A 17,241-nucleotide genomic window follows, 5' to 3' on the forward strand; every position below is an offset into this window, starting at 1 on the left:
CGATCAGGCCGGCTCCCACGAAGGGAGCCGGCCTGCGGTGGACCGACCAGTGTACGTCGCGGTACGACGACATGCCTTGTTTAACCGGTGTGCCCAGGGGCACACCGGAGTCACGGTCGAGGGGTGCCTCAGCGTGCGTTGAAGTACTTCGCCTCGGGGTGGTGGATCACGATCGCGTCCGTGGACTGCTCGGGGTGCAGCTGGAACTCCTCGGACAGCTGGACGCCGATGCGCTCCGGCTGGAGCAGGTCGGCGATCTTCGCGCGGTCCTCCAGGTTCGGGCAGGCGCCGTAGCCGAGGGAGAAGCGGGCGCCCCGGTACTTCAGGGCGAACATGTCCTCGATCTCGCCCGGGTCCTCACCGGCGAAGCCCAGTTCCGAACGCACGCGCGCGTGCCAGTACTCGGCGAGCGCCTCCGCCAACTGCACGGACAGGCCGTGCAGTTCGAGGTAGTCGCGGTAGGCGTTGGCCTCGAACAGCTTCGCCGTCTCCTCGCCGATCCGGGAGCCGACGGTGACGACCTGGAGGCCGACGACGTCCGTCTCCCCCGACTCCTCCGGGCGGAAGTAGTCCGCGAGGCACAGTCGGCGGCCGCGGCGCTGGCGCGGGAAGGTGAAGCGGGTGCGCTCGTTGCCCTGGTCGTCGAGGATGATCAGGTCGTCGTCCTTGGACACGCACGGGAAGTAGCCGTAGACGACGGCCGCTTCGAGCAGGTTCTCCGTCTGGAGCTTGTCCAGCAGTCCCCGCAGCCGGGGCCGGCCCTCGGTCTCGACGAGCTCCTCGTACGTCGGTCCGTCGCCCGCGCGGGCCTGCTTGAGGCCCCACTGGCCCTTGAAGAGGGCGCCCTCGTCGAGCCAGGTCGCGTACTCCTTGAGCTGGATGCCCTTGATGACGCGGGTGTCCCAGAACGGCGGGGCGGGCACGGGGTTGTCGACGGCGACGTCGGAACGGACGTGGCCCTCCTCGGGGCGCTCCTCGACCTCGACGGCAGCGGTCGCACGTACCCTGCGCTGCTTCAGCTCGGGGAGCTTCGCCCCGGGCACGCCGCGCTTGACGCCGATCAGGGCGTCCATGAGGCGCAGGCCCTCGAAGGCGTCGCGGGCGTAGCGGACCTCGCCCTCGTAGATCTCGTGCAGGTCCTGCTCGACATACGCACGCGTCAGGGCCGCGCCACCGAGGATCACCGGGAAGTCGGCCGCCAGCCCGCGCTGGTTGAGCTCCTCCAGGTTCTCCTTCATGATCACCGTGGACTTGACCAGGAGCCCCGACATGCCGATGACGTCGGCGCGGTGCTCCGCGGCGGCTTCCAGGATGGCGGAGACCGGCTGCTTGATGCCCAGGTTGACGACGGTGTAGCCGTTGTTGGACAGGATGATGTCGACGAGGTTCTTGCCGATGTCGTGGACATCGCCGCGGACCGTGGCCAGCACGATCGTGCCCTTGCCCTCGTCGTCCGTCTTCTCCATGTGCGGTTCCAGATGGGCGACGGCGGTCTTCATCACCTCGGCGGACTGAAGGACGAACGGCAGCTGCATCTGGCCGGAGCCGAACAGCTCGCCGACGACCTTCATGCCGTCCAGGAGAATCTCGTTGACGATGTCCAGGGCCGGACGGGACTGGAGTGCCTCGTCGAGGTCGGCCTCCAGGCCGTTCTTCTCGCCGTCGATGATGCGGCGCTTGAGGCGCTCCTCCAGCGGCAGGGCGGCCAGTTCCTCGGCCTTGCCCGCCTTCAGCGACTTCGCGGTGGCGCCCTCGAACAGGGCCATCAGCTTCTGCAGCGGGTCATAACCCTCGGCGCGCCGGTCGTAGATCAGGTCGAGGGCGGTCTGCACCTCTTCCTCGCTGAACCGGGCGATCGGCAGGATCTTGGAGGCGTGCACGATCGCCGAGTCCAGACCGGCCTTCGTGCACTCGTCCAGGAACACCGAGTTGAGCAGGATCCGGGCGGCCGGGTTGAGGCCGAAGGAGATGTTCGACAGACCCAGCGTGGTCTGCACATCCGGGTGGCGGCGCTTGAGCTCGCGGATCGCCTCGATGGTGGCGATGCCGTCCTTGCGGGACTCCTCCTGACCGGTACAGATGGTGAAGGTCAGGGTGTCGATGAGGATGTCCGACTCGTGGATGCCCCAGTTCCCGGTCAGGTCCTCGATGAGCCGTTCGGCGATGGCGACCTTGTGCTCCGGGGTGCGGGCCTGGCCCTCCTCGTCGATGGTCAGCGCGATCAGCGCGGCACCGTGCTCCTGGGCGAGCTTGGTGACCTTGGCGAAGCGGGACTCGGGGCCGTCGCCGTCCTCGTAGTTGACGGAGTTGATGACCGCACGCCCGCCGAGCTTCTCCAGCCCGGCCCGGATGACCGGGACTTCAGTGGAGTCCAGCACGATCGGCAGGGTGGAGGCGGTGGCGAACCGGCCGGCCAGCTCCTCCATGTCGGCGACACCGTCACGGCCGACGTAGTCCACGCACAGGTCGAGCATGTGCGCGCCCTCGCGGATCTGGTCCCGGGCCATCTCCACGCAGTCGTCCCAGCGGCCCTCCAGCATGGCCTCACGGAACTTCTTCGACCCGTTCGCGTTCGTCCGCTCACCGATCGCCAGGTACGACGTGTCCTGGCGGAACGGCACCGTCTGGTACAGGGAGGCGGCGCCCGGCTCGGGGCGCGGGTCGCGCTCGGTGGGTGCGAGGTCGCGTACCCGCTCGACGACCTGGCGCAGGTGCTCGGGGGTGGTGCCGCAGCAGCCGCCGATGAGGGACAGGCCGTACTCGCGGACGAAGTTCTCCTGCGCGTCGGCCAGTTCGGGCGCGGTCAGGGGGTAGTGGGCGCCGTCCTTCGTGAGGACCGGGAGGCCGGCGTTGGGCATGCAGGACAGCTGGATGCGGGAGTGGCGGGCGAGATAGCGCAGGTGCTCGCTCATCTCGGCGGGCCCGGTCGCGCAGTTCAGGCCGATCATGTCGATGCCGAGCGGTTCCAGCGCGGTCAGCGCGGCGCCGATCTCCGAACCCAGCAGCATCGTGCCGGTCGTCTCCACCGTGACCGAGACGATCAGGGGGACGTCGTATCCGGCCGCCTCCATGGCCCGGCGGGCGGCGATGACGGAGGCCTTGGTCTGGAGGAGGTCCTGGGTGGTCTCCACCAGGAGCGCGTCGGCGCCGCCGGCGAGCAGGCCCTCGGCGTTCTGCTGGTACGCGTCTCGGATGGCGCCGAAGGTGGTGTGGCCGAGCGTGGGCAGCTTGGTGCCGGGACCGATCGAGCCGAGGACCCAGCGCTGGCGGCCGTCCCGGGCGGCGTACTCGTCGGCCGTCTCGCGGGCGATGCGGGCACCGGCCTCGGAGAGTTCGTGGATGCGCTCGGGGATGTCGTACTCGCCGAGGGCGCTCAGGTTGGCGCCGAAGGTGTTGGTCTCGACGCAGTCGACGCCCGCGTCGAAGTACTCGGCGTGCACCGAGCGCACGATGTCGGGCCGGGTCACGTTGAGGATCTCGTTGCAGCCCTCGAGCTGCTGGAAGTCCTCCATCGTGGGGTCCTGGGCCTGGAGCATGGTGCCCATCGCCCCGTCGGCGACCACCACACGGGTGGCGAGTGCCTCGCGGAGGGCGGACGCGCGGGTCCGGCTGTCGGCGGAAGGGGTCGGTGGCAACGAGGCCATGAAAGGGCTCCCTGTGGGTGCGACGGCTGTCGGCTTTGCGTCCTGCTGCGGGGCTTCCCACAGCGGACGCACGCCGTCAGGGTAGCCGGGACCCGACCCGGACGGTCGGAGCGTCCACGGGACGGACGAGGATGACGGGCAGATCGTTCGCGGGATACGAGTGACGCGCGCGTGCAGCAGGAGTGACTTAAAGGTGTCGTACGACCATTGGCGGTTGGTCGGCATGGACTAGTAGTGTTCGACATTGCCGAACGGCGGCAGCGACGTCGCGGGTCGACGGCGAAGGGGACGGAGGCAGTACGGCGATGGCACGGAACATCCAGTCGCTCGAACGGGCGGCCGCGATGCTGCGCCTGCTCGCGGGCGGCGAGCGGCGGCTCGGCCTCTCGGACATCGCCTCGGCCCTGGGCCTCGCCAAGGGCACCGCGCACGGCATCCTGCGCACTCTGCAGCTGGAGGGGTTCGTCGAGCAGGACGACGCGTCCGGGCGGTACCAGCTGGGTGCCGAGCTGCTGCGCCTGGGCACCACCTATCTCGACGTGCACGAGCTGCGGGCGCGTGCCCTGGTGTGGACCGACGATCTGGCCCGGTCCAGCGGCGAGAGCGTCTATCTGGGCGTCCTGCACCAGCAGGGCGTGCTGATCGTGCACCACGTCTTCCGGCCCGACGACAGCCGGCAGGTGCTGGAGATCGGGGCCATGCAGCCGCTGCACTCCACGGCGCTGGGCAAGGTGCTGTCGGCGTACGACCCGGTGGCGCACAGTGAGGTCATCGAGGCGGACCGCAAGGCGTTCACCGATCGCACGGTGTCCGAGCTGGACGCCTTCGAGAACGTCCTCGACATCACCCGCGCGCGTGGCTACTCCGTGGACGTGGAGGAGACCTGGGAGGGCGTGGCCGGTGTGGCCGCCCCCATCCACGACCGGCGGCGGATGCCGGTGGGCGCGGTCGGCATCACGGGGGCCGTGGAACGGCTGTGCAGGGACGGCGAGTTGCGTCCCGAGCTGATCGCGGCGGTACGGGACTGTGCCCGCGCGGTGTCGCGGGACCTGGGTGCCGGGCGCTTCTAGAAGTCGGTAAGAGCACCGGGACGCCCTGACGGCGTTCCGGTTCTGGTCGTACCCTGAAGCGGACATATCGGACGGGGCCCCATAGCAGCCCCCTGTGAAGATCGACAGCTCACAGCATCAATAACGATCGTGCTTTCGATAACAGAACCCTTGACGCACATGTAACGCCGGAGCGAGACTCCCGTCCATCGGTCGGCATTGTCGAACACCTACCGGCAATACGCGCTAGAGTGTGACAACGCCAAGGGCCGGCACAGCTCTCATCCGAGAGCAGCTCGAACCTCCGGAGGGACCCGGGGTTCGGTCCCCTGGACGAAGGACAAAGGAGTCGCGGGTGTCCAGCTCCGACATCTTCATCGGCGAGACCATAGGTACCGCCATACTCATCCTGCTCGGCGGCGGCGTCTGTGCCGCCGTCACGCTGAAGGCCTCCAAGGCCCGCAACGCGGGCTGGCTCGCCATCACCTTCGGGTGGGGTTTCGCCGTACTGACGGCCGTCTACACCTCCGCGCCGCTCTCCGGCGCGCACCTGAACCCGGCCGTCACCCTGGCGCTCGCGCTCAAGGACAACGGCATCCCGTGGAGCCAGGTTCCGACCTACTGGGGCGGACAGCTCCTCGGCGCCATGATCGGCGCAGCCCTGGTCTGGGTCGCCTACTACGGCCAGTTCCACGCGCACCTCACCGACAAGGAGATCGTCGGCGGTCCGGGCGCGCAGGCCACCAAGACCAAGGCGGTCGAAGCCCAGGAACAGGGCGCGGGCCCGGTCCTCGGCATCTTCTCCACCGGTCCGGAGATCCGGAACGTGGTGCAGAACCTGGCCACGGAGATCATCGGCACCATCGTGCTGGTGCTCGCCGTCCTCACGCAGGGCCTCAACGACGGCGGCAACGGCCTGGGCACCCTGGGCGCTCTGATCACCTCGCTGGTCGTCGTCTCGATCGGTCTGTCTCTCGGTGGCCCGACCGGCTACGCCATCAACCCGGCCCGTGACCTCGGTCCGCGTATCGTGCACGCCCTCCTGCCGCTGCCCAACAAGGGCGGCTCGGACTGGAGCTACGCGTGGATCCCGGTGGCCGGTCCGCTGATCGGCGGCGCGATCGCTGCGGGTATCTACAACGTCGCTTTTGCTTAGAAAAACCTCGCAGCACAAGCCTCGCAGCACGCGGTACCCACAGCTTTCCGACCTAGGACCTCCCAGGAGCACACCGTGACCGACGCGCACACCGCCGGCCCCTTCATCGCCGCCATCGACCAGGGCACCACCTCCAGCCGCTGCATCGTCTTCGACCGCGACGGACGTATCGTCTCCGTCGACCAGAAGGAGCACGAGCAGATCTTCCCGAAGCCGGGCTGGGTCGAGCACAACGCCAACGAGATCTGGACCAACGTCGAGGAGGTCGTCGCCGGGGCCATCCAGAAGGCCGGCATCACCCGCGACGACATCAAGGCCATCGGCATCACCAACCAGCGTGAGACCACGCTGCTGTGGGACAAGAACACCGGTGAGCCCGTCCACAACGCCATCGTCTGGCAGGACACCCGCACCGACGCGCTCTGCAAGGAGCTCGGCCGCAACGTCGGCCAGGACCGCTTCCGCCGCGAGACGGGCCTGCCCCTCGCCTCGTACTTCGCCGGCCCGAAGGCCCGCTGGCTCCTCGACAACGTCGAGGGTCTGCGCGAGCGCGCCGAGAACGGCGACATCCTCTTCGGCACCATGGACAGCTGGGTCATCTGGAACCTGACCGGCGGCGTGAACGGCGGCCGCCACGTCACCGACGTCACCAACGCCTCCCGCACCATGCTGATGAACCTCCACAGCATGGAGTGGGACGAGAAGATCGCCGAGTCCATCGGCGTGCCGCTGGCGATGCTGCCCGAGATCCGCTCCTCCGCCGAGGTGTACGGCGAGGTCACCGGCGGCAAGCTCGGCGACATCCTCGGTGGCATCCCCGTGGCGTCCGCGCTCGGTGACCAGCAGGCGGCCCTGTTCGGCCAGACCTGTTTCGCCGAGGGCGAGGCCAAGTCGACGTACGGCACCGGCACCTTCCTGCTGATGAACACCGGCGAGAAGCCGGTCAACTCGTACAACGGCCTGCTCACCACGGTCGGCTACCGGATCGGCGACCAGAAGGCGGTCTACGCCCTCGAGGGCTCGATCGCCGTCACCGGTTCGCTGGTGCAGTGGATGCGCGACCAGATGGGCCTGATCTCCACCGCCGCCGAGATCGAGACGCTCGCGCTCTCGGTCGAGGACAACGGCGGCGCCTACTTCGTGCCGGCCTTCTCCGGTCTGTTCGCCCCGTACTGGCGCTCCGACGCCCGCGGCGTGATCGCCGGCCTGACCCGGTACGTCACCAAGGCGCACCTCGCGCGCGCCGTCCTGGAGGCCACGGCCTGGCAGACCCGTGAGATCACCGACGCCATGACGAAGGACTCCGGTGTCGAGCTCGCGGCCGTCAAGGTCGACGGCGGTATGACCTCCAACAACCTGCTGATGCAGACCCTCGCCGACTTCGTGGACGCCCCCGTGGTCCGCCCGATGGTCGCCGAGACGACCTGCCTCGGTGCCGCCTACGCCGCCGGTCTCGCCGTCGGCTTCTGGACCAGCACCGACGACCTGCGCGCCAACTGGCGCCGAGCCGCCGAGTGGACCCCCAACATGGCCGCGGAGAAGCGCGACCGTGAGTACAAGAGCTGGCTCAAGGCCGTCGAGCGGACGATGGGCTGGCTTGAGGACGAAGAGAGCTGACGAGAGCCACTCGTAGGCTCAGCACGCTCTGATGAGGAGTAAGAACCCGAAATGACCAGTCAGACCACCCTGCAGTCCGTGCCTGCCCTCGGTACGCGCCCGGCCTCCGGCTCCAACCCGAGCCGCGCCGAGACCCGGGAGCAGCTCTCCAAGGCGTCGTACGACCTTCTCGTGATCGGCGGCGGCATCCTGGGCATCTCCACTGCCTGGCACGCCGCGCAGTCCGGCCTGCGGGTGGCCCTGGTCGACGCCGGCGACTTCGCCGGCGCCACCTCTTCCGCCTCCTCCAAGCTTCTCCACGGCGGTCTGCGCTATCTGCAGACCGGCGCGGTGAAGCTGGTGGCGGAGAACCACTTCGAGCGCCGTGCGGTCTCCCGCCAGGTGGCCCCCCACCTGGCGAACCCGCTCACGTTCTACCTCCCCGTGTACAAGGGCGGGCCGCACGGCGCCGCGAAGCTCGGGGCGGGCGTCTTCGCCTACTCCGCGCTCTCCGCGTTCGGTGACGGCGTCGGCCACCTCCTCTCGCCGGCCAAGGCGGCGCAGGACGTGCCGGAGCTGCGCACCGACAACCTCAAGGCCGTCGCCGTGTACGGCGACGACCAGATGAACGACGCGCGCATGGCGCTGATGACGGTCCGCGCGGCCGTCGAGTCGGGCGCGGTGGTCCTGAACCACGCCGAGGTGACCGGTCTGCGGTTCACCAAGGGCCGGGTCACGGGCGCCGAGCTGCGCGACCGTCAGTCGGGCGACGAGTTCGGCGTCAGCGCCCGTCTCGTCCTCAACGCGACCGGCCCGTGGGTGGACCACCTGCGCAAGCTGGAGGACCCGAACGCGGCCCCCTCGATCCGTCTGTCCAAGGGCGCGCACCTGGTCCTGAAGCGGACGGCGCCGTGGAAGGCCGCGCTGGCCACCCCGATCGACAAGTACCGCATCACCTTCGCCCTCCCCTGGGAGGACATGCTGCTGCTCGGCACCACGGACGAGGAGTTCGAGGGCGACCCGGCGGACGTCTCGGTCACCGAGAAGGACACGGCCCAGATACTCGACGAGGCCGCGTTCTCCATCCGGGACCAGCAGCTCGACCGTGACCTCATCACGTACGCCTTCGCGGGTCTGCGGGTGCTGCCGGGTGGCCCCGGCGACACCGCGAAGGCCAAGCGGGAGACGGTGGTGACCGAGGGCAAGGGCGGCATGCTGTCCGTCGCGGGCGGCAAGTGGACGACGTTCCGGCACATCGGCCGTACGGTCATGAAGCAGCTGGAGTCGCTGCCGGGCGCTCCGCTGGGTGACGACTACGAGCCGATCTCCTCGCTGCCGAAGAAGCTGCCGCTGCCGGGTGTCGCCAACCCGCGCGCGGTCGCGCACCGGCTGCTGGTCGACAACCCGGCGCCGGGTCCGCGGATGGCGGCGGACACGGCGAAGCACCTGGCCACCCACTACGGCTCGCTGGCCTTCGACATCGCCCGGCTGGCGAACGAGAACCCGGAGCTGGGTGAGCGTGTGCACCCGGACGCCCCGGAGATCTGGGCGCAGGTCGTGTACGCGCGGGACAACGAGTGGGCCGAGACGCAGGACGATGTGCTGCGTCGGCGTACGACGCTGACGATCCGGGGACTTGCCACGGACGACGTCCGCGCCAAAGTCCAGGACCTGCTCGACAAGAAGTAGACCTCGGGCCGGCCCCTCCCTGACCTGGCCGGCACCAGGAAACGGCCCCTCTCCCCTATGGGGGCCTGAACGCGAAAGGGGCGGCTCCGCGCCGACGGAGCCGCCCCTTTCGTGTGCCCGCGTTGTCAGTGCCGGGTGTTCTCATGGACGTATGAACGTGGAACAGGCCGCACCTGAGGATCTCGACGCGCTCCACAAGGCGTTCGGCGTGGACGACGACGGCGCGTCGGCGCTCGGGTGGGAGGCGGTGCACGCCTTCGAGGCGGAGCACGGAATCGTGCTGCCGGAGCCGTACCGGACGTTCGTGGCGGAGATATCGGACGGGTCGTTCCAGGGACCGCCGGAGTACGGGCTGGTGGGGCTGGCCGAGCTGCCGTCCGACTGGGGCCGCGACGGTGCGGAGCGGAGCCTGGCCGAGCCGTTCCCGCTGACGGAGCCGTGGCTCTGGGAGGAGGACGAGGGGCCCTACGAGGACCCCGAGGCCGTCACCGACCAGGTCTTCGACCACGGTTCGATCGTGCTCGGGACGGACGGGTGCGCGATGAACTGGCACCTCGTCGTCACCGGCCCGCACCGAGGGCACATCTGGCACGTCACGGATGTCGGCGCCATGCCCTTCGGCGCGGAGTTCGGCTTCACGACCTCCGCACCCGGGTTCGCCGGCTGGGTGGGGCACTGGGCTGCCGGCAAGGAGTGGTTCGACGCCGAGTCAGCCGAGTGAGGCCACCACGTCGCGCACGGCCTGCGGTGACGTCAGCTCCTCGCGCCGCACGACGAGTTCGCGGCCCAGCAGCAGTGCCCGGCGGGACGCCGGTACCGGGTCCGCGAGAGTCGTCAGGTCGGTCAGGTGGGCGAAACCGATGATGCGGCGGATGATCTCCGTGCCGGCGTAGCCCACGGACTCGGTCCACACCCTGCGCAGGAAGCGGTCCAGGTACGCGTCGTCGAAGAAGGTGTCGACGCGGGTCGGCCACAAGCGGCGGAACTCCGTCTCGAACGCCTCCCAGGACAGGCGGAGTTGGTCGGGGTGGTCCGACAGCGTGCCCAGTGCTCGCGCCCGTTCCTCCGAGACCAGCGCGTTGGCCCAGTACAGGCCGAGGTCGTAGCCGATCGGGCCGACGAAGGAGAACTCGGGGTCGAAGACCCGTATGACGGGGGCGCCTTCGCGTTCGCCGACCATGATGCTGCCGGTGTGCAGGTCGCCGTGGAGCAGGGCCTGGGCGCTGGTCATGAAGGTGTGGCGGAGGTCGGCGACCTCCGTGCGCAGCCGCGTGTCGGCGCGGAACTCCCGCGCCAGGTCGTCCAGGCCCTCGTGCCAGTGGTTGTGCTCGTGCTCGATGTACGGCTCCGACAGGACCACGTCCTCCGTGATCTTGCAGAGCTCGGGGCTGACCGAGGCGGCGATCAGCGCCTTGCGGTCGGCCGACGCCATGCCGAAGTCACTGGTCGCGAAGGAGAACTGGGCGACGAACTCGCCGGTCCTGGCCGAGGTGTGCGGGCCGTAGGGCGCGCCCTGGTTCAGCAGGGTCCGCAGCACCTCCAGGTCCGACATGTCCTCCATGACGAGGGCGTAGTTCTCGGGGTCGTAGCCGTGGATCGCCGGGATCTTGTCCGGGGCGACGCGGGCGACCTGCTCGTACGCCCGCGCCTCGGCGTCGGCGCGGTCCGGGTTCATCGGCCAGGAAGGGCCGGCGACGCGGACCCAGGGCAGGGCCTGCTTGAGGGCGAGGCTGCGGGTGCCGTCGGCGTTCGACGCCAGGAACACCCGGTTCATGTTGCCGTCCGAGACCTCGCGGACCTGCGGATCGGCCGTCTCGTCCCAGTGGCCCCGCTCGCGCAGGTACGCGGGGATGTCGTCGGTCTCCAGGATGCGGTAGCCCATGGTCGGTGAACTCCCCTATGCGGTGCGGCGCTTGGACAGGGTGAAGCTGAAGACGAGGGCGAGGATGAGGACCGCGCCCTCGACGACGTCCTGCGTGTAGTACGGCAGGCCCTTGATGGTCAGACCGGTCGTGATGATGCCGATCAGGACGGCGCCGAGGGCGGTGCCCCAGACGTTCGGGCGGCCGCGGCCGAGGACCGAGGTGCCGACCAGCGCGACCGCCACCGCCTCCAGCAACTGGGAGGTTCCGGCGCTGACATCGCCCTGGCCGATGCGGGACGCCAGGATCAGGCCGCCGATCGAGGCGAGGACGCCGGAGATGACGTAGGCGAGGGAGCGGTACGCGCCGACGCGGATGCCGGCCAGCCGGGAGGCCTCGGGGTTGGCGCCGATGGCGTACAGGACGCGGCCCCAGCGGGTGCGGGCGAGGAAGACCCAGGCGGCGATCGTCAGGCCGCCGAAGACGAGGACCGAGATGGGGATGCCGAGGACCGTGCCCCGGTCGATCTTCAGGAAGCCCGCGGTGAACTTGCCGGGCGCCGTGGAGCCGTCGTCCAGGGTCATGCCGGGGGTGATGGACTGGCCGTCGACCAGGATGAGCTTGGTGCCCTGGATGACGAACATCGTGCCGAGTGTGGCCAGCATGTCGGGGATCTTCAGCACCACGATGAGGAGCGCGTTCAGCAGCCCTGCCACCGCGCCCGCCGCGATCACCGCGATGATCGCGACCGTGCCGACCTGGTTGTGGACGACCATCGTCTGCGCGGCGACGGAGACGCCCAGGCCGGCGACCGCGCCGACGGACATGTCCATTCCGCCGACGGCCATGGTGAGGGTGACGCCGAGGCCGAGGATGGCGGCGACGGAGACGTACCGCAGGGTGTCGAGGAGGGTGGCCGACTCGCGGAAGGAGCCCTCGCTCAGCGCGAAGTACAGGAAGAGCGCGACCGTCACGAAGATGAAGCCGTACTTGATGACGGCGTTCTGGACGCGTACGGCGGTGGTGGCGGCGGGCGGGAGCGCCGCCTTCACCGGGACCTCGGTGCTCTGCTGGGTGGTCATGAGGGGGACTGCTTCCTTCGGCGGCCGGTGTCAGCCGGGGCTAGACGGACACGGCGATGGTCTGGATCACGCGGTCGCGTTCCGCGGCTTCGCCGTACGCGTCGAGGTGGATCTCACCGGACGCGAGGACGACGACCCGGTCGGCGATCTCGAGGATCTCGTCGACGTCGGCGGACAGGACGAGGACGGCGGCTCCCTCGGCGGCGAGGGAGCGGGCCCGGCGGCCGATGTCGCGCCGGGCACCGATGTCCACGCCTCGGAACGGCTCGTCCAGGATGAGGACACGGGGTGGGTGGGCCAGCCAGCGGCCGACGACGACCTTCTGCTGGTTGCCGCCGGACAGTTCCTCGACGGTGCTGTGCTCGTCGCGGGCGACGACGCCGAGGGCCTCGATGGTGGCGCGGCCGAGGGCGTCCTCCTTCCCGCGCTGGACGAGCCCTCCTCTGGACAGGGACTTCAGGAACGGCAGCGAGATGTTCTGGGCCAGCGACCAGCCGGGCACGAGGGCGTCGGCGTGCCGGTCCTCGGGGACCAGGTGGATGCCGGCCCGGATCGCGTCGGCGGGCCGCCGGGGTGCGAAGTCCTTGCCGTCGAGCTGGACGGAGCCGGACGTGAACGGCTCGGCGCCGAACAGGCCGCGGGCCAGCTCGGTCTTGCCCGCGCCCAGCAGGCCCACGACACCGGTGACTTCGCCGGCGCGGATGTCCAGGTCGAGGGGGGCGCGGCCCGCGAAGAGCCGTACGCCCCGAAGGGACAGCACGGCGGCGCCGGACGTCCCCTCGCGGACCGGGCGGGCCGTGGTCGTCTCCTGGGCCTGGGCGAGCATCGCCCGCAGGGCCGCGTCCCAGTCGAAGGGCTTGGTCTGGTCCTCGGTGAGACGTCCGTCCCGCAGGACGACCAGACGGTCGGCCAGCGCGTCGATCTCGCCGAGCCGGTGGGAGACGTAGAGCACCGCGATGCCGTCGTCGCGCATCTTCTCGACCAGCGCGAACAGGCGCTCCGCCTCGGCGGCGGACAGGGCGGAGGTCGGCTCGTCGAGGATGAGCAGGCGCGGGCGGGTGGCCAGGGCGCGGGCGAGGATGAGCAACTGGCGGTCGGAGATGCCGAGTTCGGTGACGTCGCGCTTGAGCAGGCTGTCGCTCCAGTCCAGGCCGAGGCCGGCCTGGATCTCGCGGGCGCGGGCGAGCAGCCTGCCCCCGTTCAGGAACGGGTTGCCCCGGCTCTGCGCCAGCTCCTCGAAGACCAGGTTCTCGGCGACCGTGAGGCCGGGCACGATGCCCTCGCTGATGCGCTGGTGGACGGTCTGGATGCCCAGCTGGCGTGCGGCCAGCGGCGACTGGAGAGCCGCGGGTTCACCCGCGACCCGCACCTCGCCGCCGTGGTCGGTGTGCACGCCGGACAGGATCTTGATCAGGGTGGACTTGCCGGCGCCGTTCGCACCGAGCAGCGCGACCACGCTGCCCGGTGCGATGTCCAGGGAGACGGAGGCGAGGACGGTCTTGCCTCCGAAGGCCATGCTGACGTCGGTGAGGCCGACCGCGGGCGTCTCGGTCGTCTCAGTGGGCGACATTCGAGATCCAGTCCGCGGTCGAGACCTGGGACAGGTTCAGCGCGGGCAGCGCCGTGCGGAGCTGGTCCATGTTCTCGATCTTGTTCTTGTTCAGGAAGTCCTGGGTGATGGCGACGGCCGGGAACTCGACGGAGGTCTTGTTCAGCTGTCCGGCCAGCTCCAGTGCGGTCGTCCGGACGACGGCGGCGCCCACCGCGGACGGGTCGGTGCCGGCGGTGGCGACCCACGGGCTGTCGGCGGCGGTCATCTGCTGGATGTCGGCGTTGGAGACGTCCGCGCCGAAGACCTTCACCTTGTCCTGGAGCTTCTTGTTCTGGACGGCGAGGACGGTGCCCTTGGCCAGCTCGTCGTAGGGGGCGAAGACGCCCGCCACGTCGGCGTGCTGGGTGAGCGCGGCGGAGACCAGGGGAACGTTGTCGGTGGCCGTGGAATCGGTCACCTTGCCGACCTTGAACTCCTGCTTCCAGCCCTGCGCGGCGAGTTCCTTGGTCCAGACGGTGTTCCGCTTGTCGAGGGCCGCGTAGCCGGCGACGTTGACGTAGCCGACCTTGGCGTCCTTGCCGACCTCCTTGGCCATCACGTCGAGGACGGCCTGGGCCATGCTCGCGTCGTCCTGCTTGGTAGAGACGACACCCTTCGTGGCCGTCTCGACGTCGTAGACGACGACCTTGATGCCCTTCTTCACGGCCTTGTCGATCTCCGGCTGGATGGTCGCCGGGAAGCCGTGGTCGATGATGATCGCCTTGGCGCCCGAGTTGATCGCCGAGGAGAGGTCGGTGGCCTGCTTGGCGTTGTCGGCCTGCGCGTCGTACACGGTCAGGTCGATGCCGAGGGCCTTGGCCTGGGCCTTGGCTCCGTTGCCCCACTGCTCGAAGTAGTCGCCGGCGCCGCTCTGCCGGACCAGGGCGACCTTGACCGCGCCGTCGCTGAAGGGGGCGGGCTTCTTGCCGGTGGCGGCCGACGCGGCGGCGGCGGTGCTGCCGGTGTTCTTCGAGGCGTCCGTGGACTGCGAGCAGCCGGCGAGCAGGAGCGCGGAGACGGAGGCCAACGAGAGCGCGGCAAGGGGGAGGCGGACACGGGGCATGAGGGGCTCCAGGTGCAGGGTGGTGCGAAGGGGGGTGAAGCGGGAGGGGAACGCGCGACCCGGAGCGAGGGAAAGGAATGCGCCACCTCAAGCAGGGGCGGCGGCCCACGGCGACAAGGGCGTACGGGGCTCCGGGTGGGGTCAGCGACAGCTGGCCGTGGCCGTCCGGAGCAGATCCACGTGCAGCCGCCGCACGAGCAGCAGCGTCTTCATGCACAGATCATGGGAACGATTCCGGCCATTCGTCAAAGCACTGAACACGCTTTCTCACTGCTTGAGACAACAACTTCGTCACACCGGGTCGACCTGCCGTGTCGAGTTACCATCGCCGAACCGGCACCCCACCCGGACCAGTGAGGCCCTGATGACGACACCACACGCGACAGCGCTGCGCATGCCCCGCATGCCCCGCCGCTGTCCCGGCGCCGCGTGTCGCGGCTGACCGGTTGTCCGTCGCCGCCCCTCTTCCTGCCCCGCCCGTCCGGTGCTTGTCTCGGTATCCGGACATCCCTTTCAGACGCCTGGAGTTGTTCCCATGACCCTGCTGACGACCTGGTCCGAGTCCGGCCCCGAGACGCTGGTCCGCCGTACCTCGGACCCCGCCGAGATCGCCGAGGCCCTCAAGCCGCTCGGTGTGCGCTACGAGCAGTGGCCCGTGCGTGAGGACGTCCCGTTCGACGCCGACAGCGACACGGTGTTCGCCGCGTACGGCCCGGAGATCGACAAGCTGAACGCCGAGGAGGGCTTCACCACCGTCGACGTCCTCGGTCTGCACCCCAGCGACGACCCGGAGTTCCCGGCGAAGGCCGCGGCCGCGCGCGCGAAGTTCCTCCAGGAGCACACGCACGACGACGATGACGAGGTCCGCTTCTTCGTCTCCGGCTCCGGGATCTTCTATCTGCACGTGAACGGCGAGGTCCACGCGGTCTTCTGCGAGAAGGGCGACCTGCTGGGCGTGCCGCGCGGCACCACCCACTGGTTCGACATGGGCACCAGCCCGTCGTTCACCGCGATCCGCTTCTTCCACGAGGAGGACGGCTGGATCGGCAACTTCACCGGCTCGACGATCGCCTCCCGTTTCCCGGACTACGACACGATCGCGGCGGGTTACGCGGCCGGCAAGGGCGCGGCGTGACGCAGCGGGGCCTGACGTACGACGTGGACGCCGTGGTGCTCGACATCGAGGGGACCACGAGCGCCACGGGCTTCGTCGTCGACGTGCTGTACCCGTACTCACGCGCGCGCTTCGGCGCGCTGCTGACCGAGCGGGCCGACGATCCGGACGTGGCGCGGGCCGTCGCGCAGGTGCGCGAGGAGCTGGGCGATCCGCGGGCCGACGCGGCCGCGGTCGAGAAGGCCCTGAACACCTGGCTCGACGAGGACCGCAAGGCCACGCCGCTGAAGACGCTCCAGGGGATCATCTGGTCCGAGGGCTTCGCGCGCGGCGACCTCGTCTCGCACTTCTACGACGATGTCGTACCGCGGCTGCGTGTCTGGCACGCGGCGGGGACGAGGCTGTACGTCTACTCGTCCGGGTCCGTGGCCGCCCAGCGGGCGTGGTTCACGAACAGCCCGGAGGGCGACCTCACCTCGCTCGTCTCCGGTCTGCACGACACCGAGAACGCGGGACCCAAGCAGGAGCCGGAGTCGTACCGCCGTATCGCGGAGTCGGCCGGTGTCGAGCCCTCGCGGCTCCTCTTCCTCTCCGACCGCCCCGGCGAGCTGGACGCGGCCCGCACGGCCGGCTGGCACGCGGTGGGCATCCGGCGGCCCGGGGAGCCGTACTACGAGCAGGGCGTCGGCGACCACGCCGAGGCGGGGGCGTTCGACGAGATCACCATCAGCACCACCGGGAGCACCGTATGACCGCCGAGATCACCGAACTGGACCTGGAGGAGGCGGGGGCGGTTCTCGCCGCCGAGTCCGCGCGCTTCGCGGGCTTCGGCTGGATGCGGGGCACCTCCGGCAACCTGTCCGTCGTGCTCACCCGGGAGCCGCTGCGGCTCGCGGTCACCGCGAGCGGGCACGACAAGGGTGAACTGACCCCCGCGGACGTGGTGTTGGTGGACGGCCGGGGCGCCGCGGTGCGGGGCGGCAAGCCGTCCGCGGAGGCCGAGCTGCACGCGCGGGTCGCCGCGCTGACGGGGGCCGGGGCCGTGGTGCACGTCCACACGGTCGCCTCCGTGGCGATGGGCCGGCGGGAGCCGGGCGGGATCGTCTTCAAGGACGTGGAGATGCTCAAGGGCGTCGGCCAGCCGGCGCACGACGTCGAGGTGACGCTGCCGGTGATCGCCAACAGCCAGGACATGAAGGTGCTCGGGGACCGTCTGGAGGCGGCTCGCGACCCGCGGATGCCGGCCGTGGTGGTCGCGGGGCACGGCCTGTACGTGTGGGGCGCCGATCCCCGTCAGGCGCGCCACCACACCGAAGTGGTCGAGTGGCTGCTGGAGTTGGAGCTGTCGCAGCGCTGAGCGGCGCCGGGAAGAAGGGGACCTCCGGGCTCGGGGGT

Annotated in this window: 13 protein-coding genes; 8 read left to right on the forward strand and 5 right to left on the reverse strand. The window is 69.9% G+C overall.

Annotation, left to right across the window (positions count from 1 at the left end; translation table 11 throughout):
* Positions 1–128: 128 nt before the first annotated feature.
* Positions 129–3,644: a methionine synthase gene (gene metH / locus OG381_RS11860; protein ID WP_327716066.1), complete on the reverse strand. Its 3,516-nt coding sequence runs from the start codon at positions 3,642–3,644 to the stop codon at positions 129–131.
* Between the two features lie 305 nt (positions 3,645–3,949).
* On the opposite strand from metH, the gene OG381_RS11865 reads away from it, so the two are divergent.
* From OG381_RS11865 to OG381_RS11885, 5 genes are all read left to right on the forward strand, one after another.
* Entirely contained in the window at positions 3,950–4,714 is a 765-nt protein-coding gene (locus OG381_RS11865) for an IclR family transcriptional regulator (RefSeq protein ID WP_327716067.1), read from the forward strand.
* A gap of 334 nt (positions 4,715–5,048) precedes the next feature.
* Positions 5,049–5,849, forward strand: coding sequence for an MIP/aquaporin family protein (locus tag OG381_RS11870; RefSeq protein WP_327716068.1), 801 nt, complete (start codon positions 5,049–5,051; stop codon positions 5,847–5,849).
* 75 nt (positions 5,850–5,924) lie between these two features.
* On the forward strand, positions 5,925–7,466 hold the full coding sequence (glpK, locus tag OG381_RS11875; RefSeq protein WP_307032969.1) for a glycerol kinase GlpK: 1,542 nt from the start codon (positions 5,925–5,927) through the stop codon (positions 7,464–7,466).
* A gap of 51 nt (positions 7,467–7,517) precedes the next feature.
* Complete coding sequence (locus OG381_RS11880; protein ID WP_327716069.1) at positions 7,518–9,134, forward strand: glycerol-3-phosphate dehydrogenase/oxidase; 1,617 nt, start codon at positions 7,518–7,520, stop codon at positions 9,132–9,134.
* A 151-nt stretch (positions 9,135–9,285) separates the two neighbouring features.
* Positions 9,286–9,855, forward strand: coding sequence for an SMI1/KNR4 family protein (locus tag OG381_RS11885; RefSeq protein WP_327716070.1), 570 nt, complete (start codon positions 9,286–9,288; stop codon positions 9,853–9,855).
* On the opposite strand, the gene mtnK is transcribed toward OG381_RS11885, so the two are convergent.
* Genes mtnK through OG381_RS11905 form a run of 4 tightly spaced genes read right to left on the reverse strand, consistent with a single transcriptional unit; the run spans position 9,844 to position 14,732 of the window.
* Positions 9,844–11,016, reverse strand: a complete 1,173-nt coding sequence (gene mtnK / locus OG381_RS11890; protein ID WP_327716071.1) for an S-methyl-5-thioribose kinase — start codon at positions 11,014–11,016, stop codon at positions 9,844–9,846. The two genes, OG381_RS11885 and mtnK, sit on opposite strands and share 12 nt — an antisense overlap.
* A gap of 15 nt (positions 11,017–11,031) precedes the next feature.
* Positions 11,032–12,078, reverse strand: coding sequence for an ABC transporter permease (locus OG381_RS11895; RefSeq protein ID WP_327716072.1), 1,047 nt, complete (start codon positions 12,076–12,078; stop codon positions 11,032–11,034).
* Positions 12,079–12,118: 40 nt separating this feature from the next.
* Positions 12,119–13,648 carry a sugar ABC transporter ATP-binding protein gene (locus OG381_RS11900; RefSeq protein WP_327716073.1) on the reverse strand — a complete coding sequence of 510 codons (1,530 nt, stop codon included), beginning with the start codon at positions 13,646–13,648 and terminating at the stop codon, positions 12,119–12,121.
* Entirely contained in the window at positions 13,635–14,732 is a 1,098-nt protein-coding gene (locus tag OG381_RS11905; protein ID WP_327716074.1) for a substrate-binding domain-containing protein, read from the reverse strand. The genes OG381_RS11900 and OG381_RS11905 overlap by 14 nt, the downstream gene beginning before the upstream one ends.
* A gap of 535 nt (positions 14,733–15,267) precedes the next feature.
* Here OG381_RS11905 and OG381_RS11910 point away from each other — a divergent pair.
* The 3 genes from OG381_RS11910 to mtnB are packed head-to-tail and all read left to right on the forward strand — an operon-like array spanning position 15,268 to position 17,203.
* A complete protein-coding gene (locus OG381_RS11910) occupies positions 15,268–15,867 on the forward strand; it encodes a 1,2-dihydroxy-3-keto-5-methylthiopentene dioxygenase (RefSeq protein WP_327716075.1) in 600 nt (199 codons plus the stop codon).
* Positions 15,864–16,598 (forward strand): acireductone synthase, encoded by a 735-nt coding sequence (gene mtnC / locus OG381_RS11915; RefSeq protein WP_327716076.1) that lies wholly within the window; start codon positions 15,864–15,866, stop codon positions 16,596–16,598. The genes OG381_RS11910 and mtnC overlap by 4 nt, the downstream gene beginning before the upstream one ends.
* A complete protein-coding gene (gene mtnB, locus OG381_RS11920; RefSeq protein ID WP_327716077.1) occupies positions 16,595–17,203 on the forward strand; it encodes a methylthioribulose 1-phosphate dehydratase in 609 nt (202 codons plus the stop codon). Before mtnC ends, mtnB begins: the two co-directional genes overlap by 4 nt.
* Positions 17,204–17,241 lie beyond the last annotated feature (38 nt).

Source organism: Streptomyces sp. NBC_00490, from assembly GCF_036013645.1.
Taxonomy (GTDB): domain Bacteria; phylum Actinomycetota; class Actinomycetes; order Streptomycetales; family Streptomycetaceae; genus Streptomyces; species Streptomyces canus_F.

Excerpts from the sequence above, each read along its gene's own strand:
- OG381_RS11895 (WP_327716072.1), bottom strand. The coding sequence starts at position 12,078 with ATGACCACCCAGCAGAGCACCGAGGTCCCGGTGAAGGCGGCGCTCCCG.
- OG381_RS11865 (WP_327716067.1), top strand. The coding sequence starts at position 3,950 with ATGGCACGGAACATCCAGTCGCTCGAACGGGCGGCCGCGATGCTGCGC.
- OG381_RS11905 (WP_327716074.1), bottom strand. The coding sequence starts at position 14,732 with ATGCCCCGTGTCCGCCTCCCCCTTGCCGCGCTCTCGTTGGCCTCCGTC.
- mtnB (WP_327716077.1), top strand. The coding sequence starts at position 16,595 with ATGACCGCCGAGATCACCGAACTGGACCTGGAGGAGGCGGGGGCGGTT.
- metH (WP_327716066.1), bottom strand. The coding sequence starts at position 3,644 with ATGGCCTCGTTGCCACCGACCCCTTCCGCCGACAGCCGGACCCGCGCG.
- OG381_RS11900 (WP_327716073.1), bottom strand. The coding sequence starts at position 13,648 with ATGTCGCCCACTGAGACGACCGAGACGCCCGCGGTCGGCCTCACCGAC.
- OG381_RS11880 (WP_327716069.1), top strand. The coding sequence starts at position 7,518 with ATGACCAGTCAGACCACCCTGCAGTCCGTGCCTGCCCTCGGTACGCGC.
- OG381_RS11910 (WP_327716075.1), top strand. The coding sequence starts at position 15,268 with ATGACCCTGCTGACGACCTGGTCCGAGTCCGGCCCCGAGACGCTGGTC.
- OG381_RS11885 (WP_327716070.1), top strand. The coding sequence starts at position 9,286 with ATGAACGTGGAACAGGCCGCACCTGAGGATCTCGACGCGCTCCACAAG.
- mtnK (WP_327716071.1), bottom strand. The coding sequence starts at position 11,016 with ATGGGCTACCGCATCCTGGAGACCGACGACATCCCCGCGTACCTGCGC.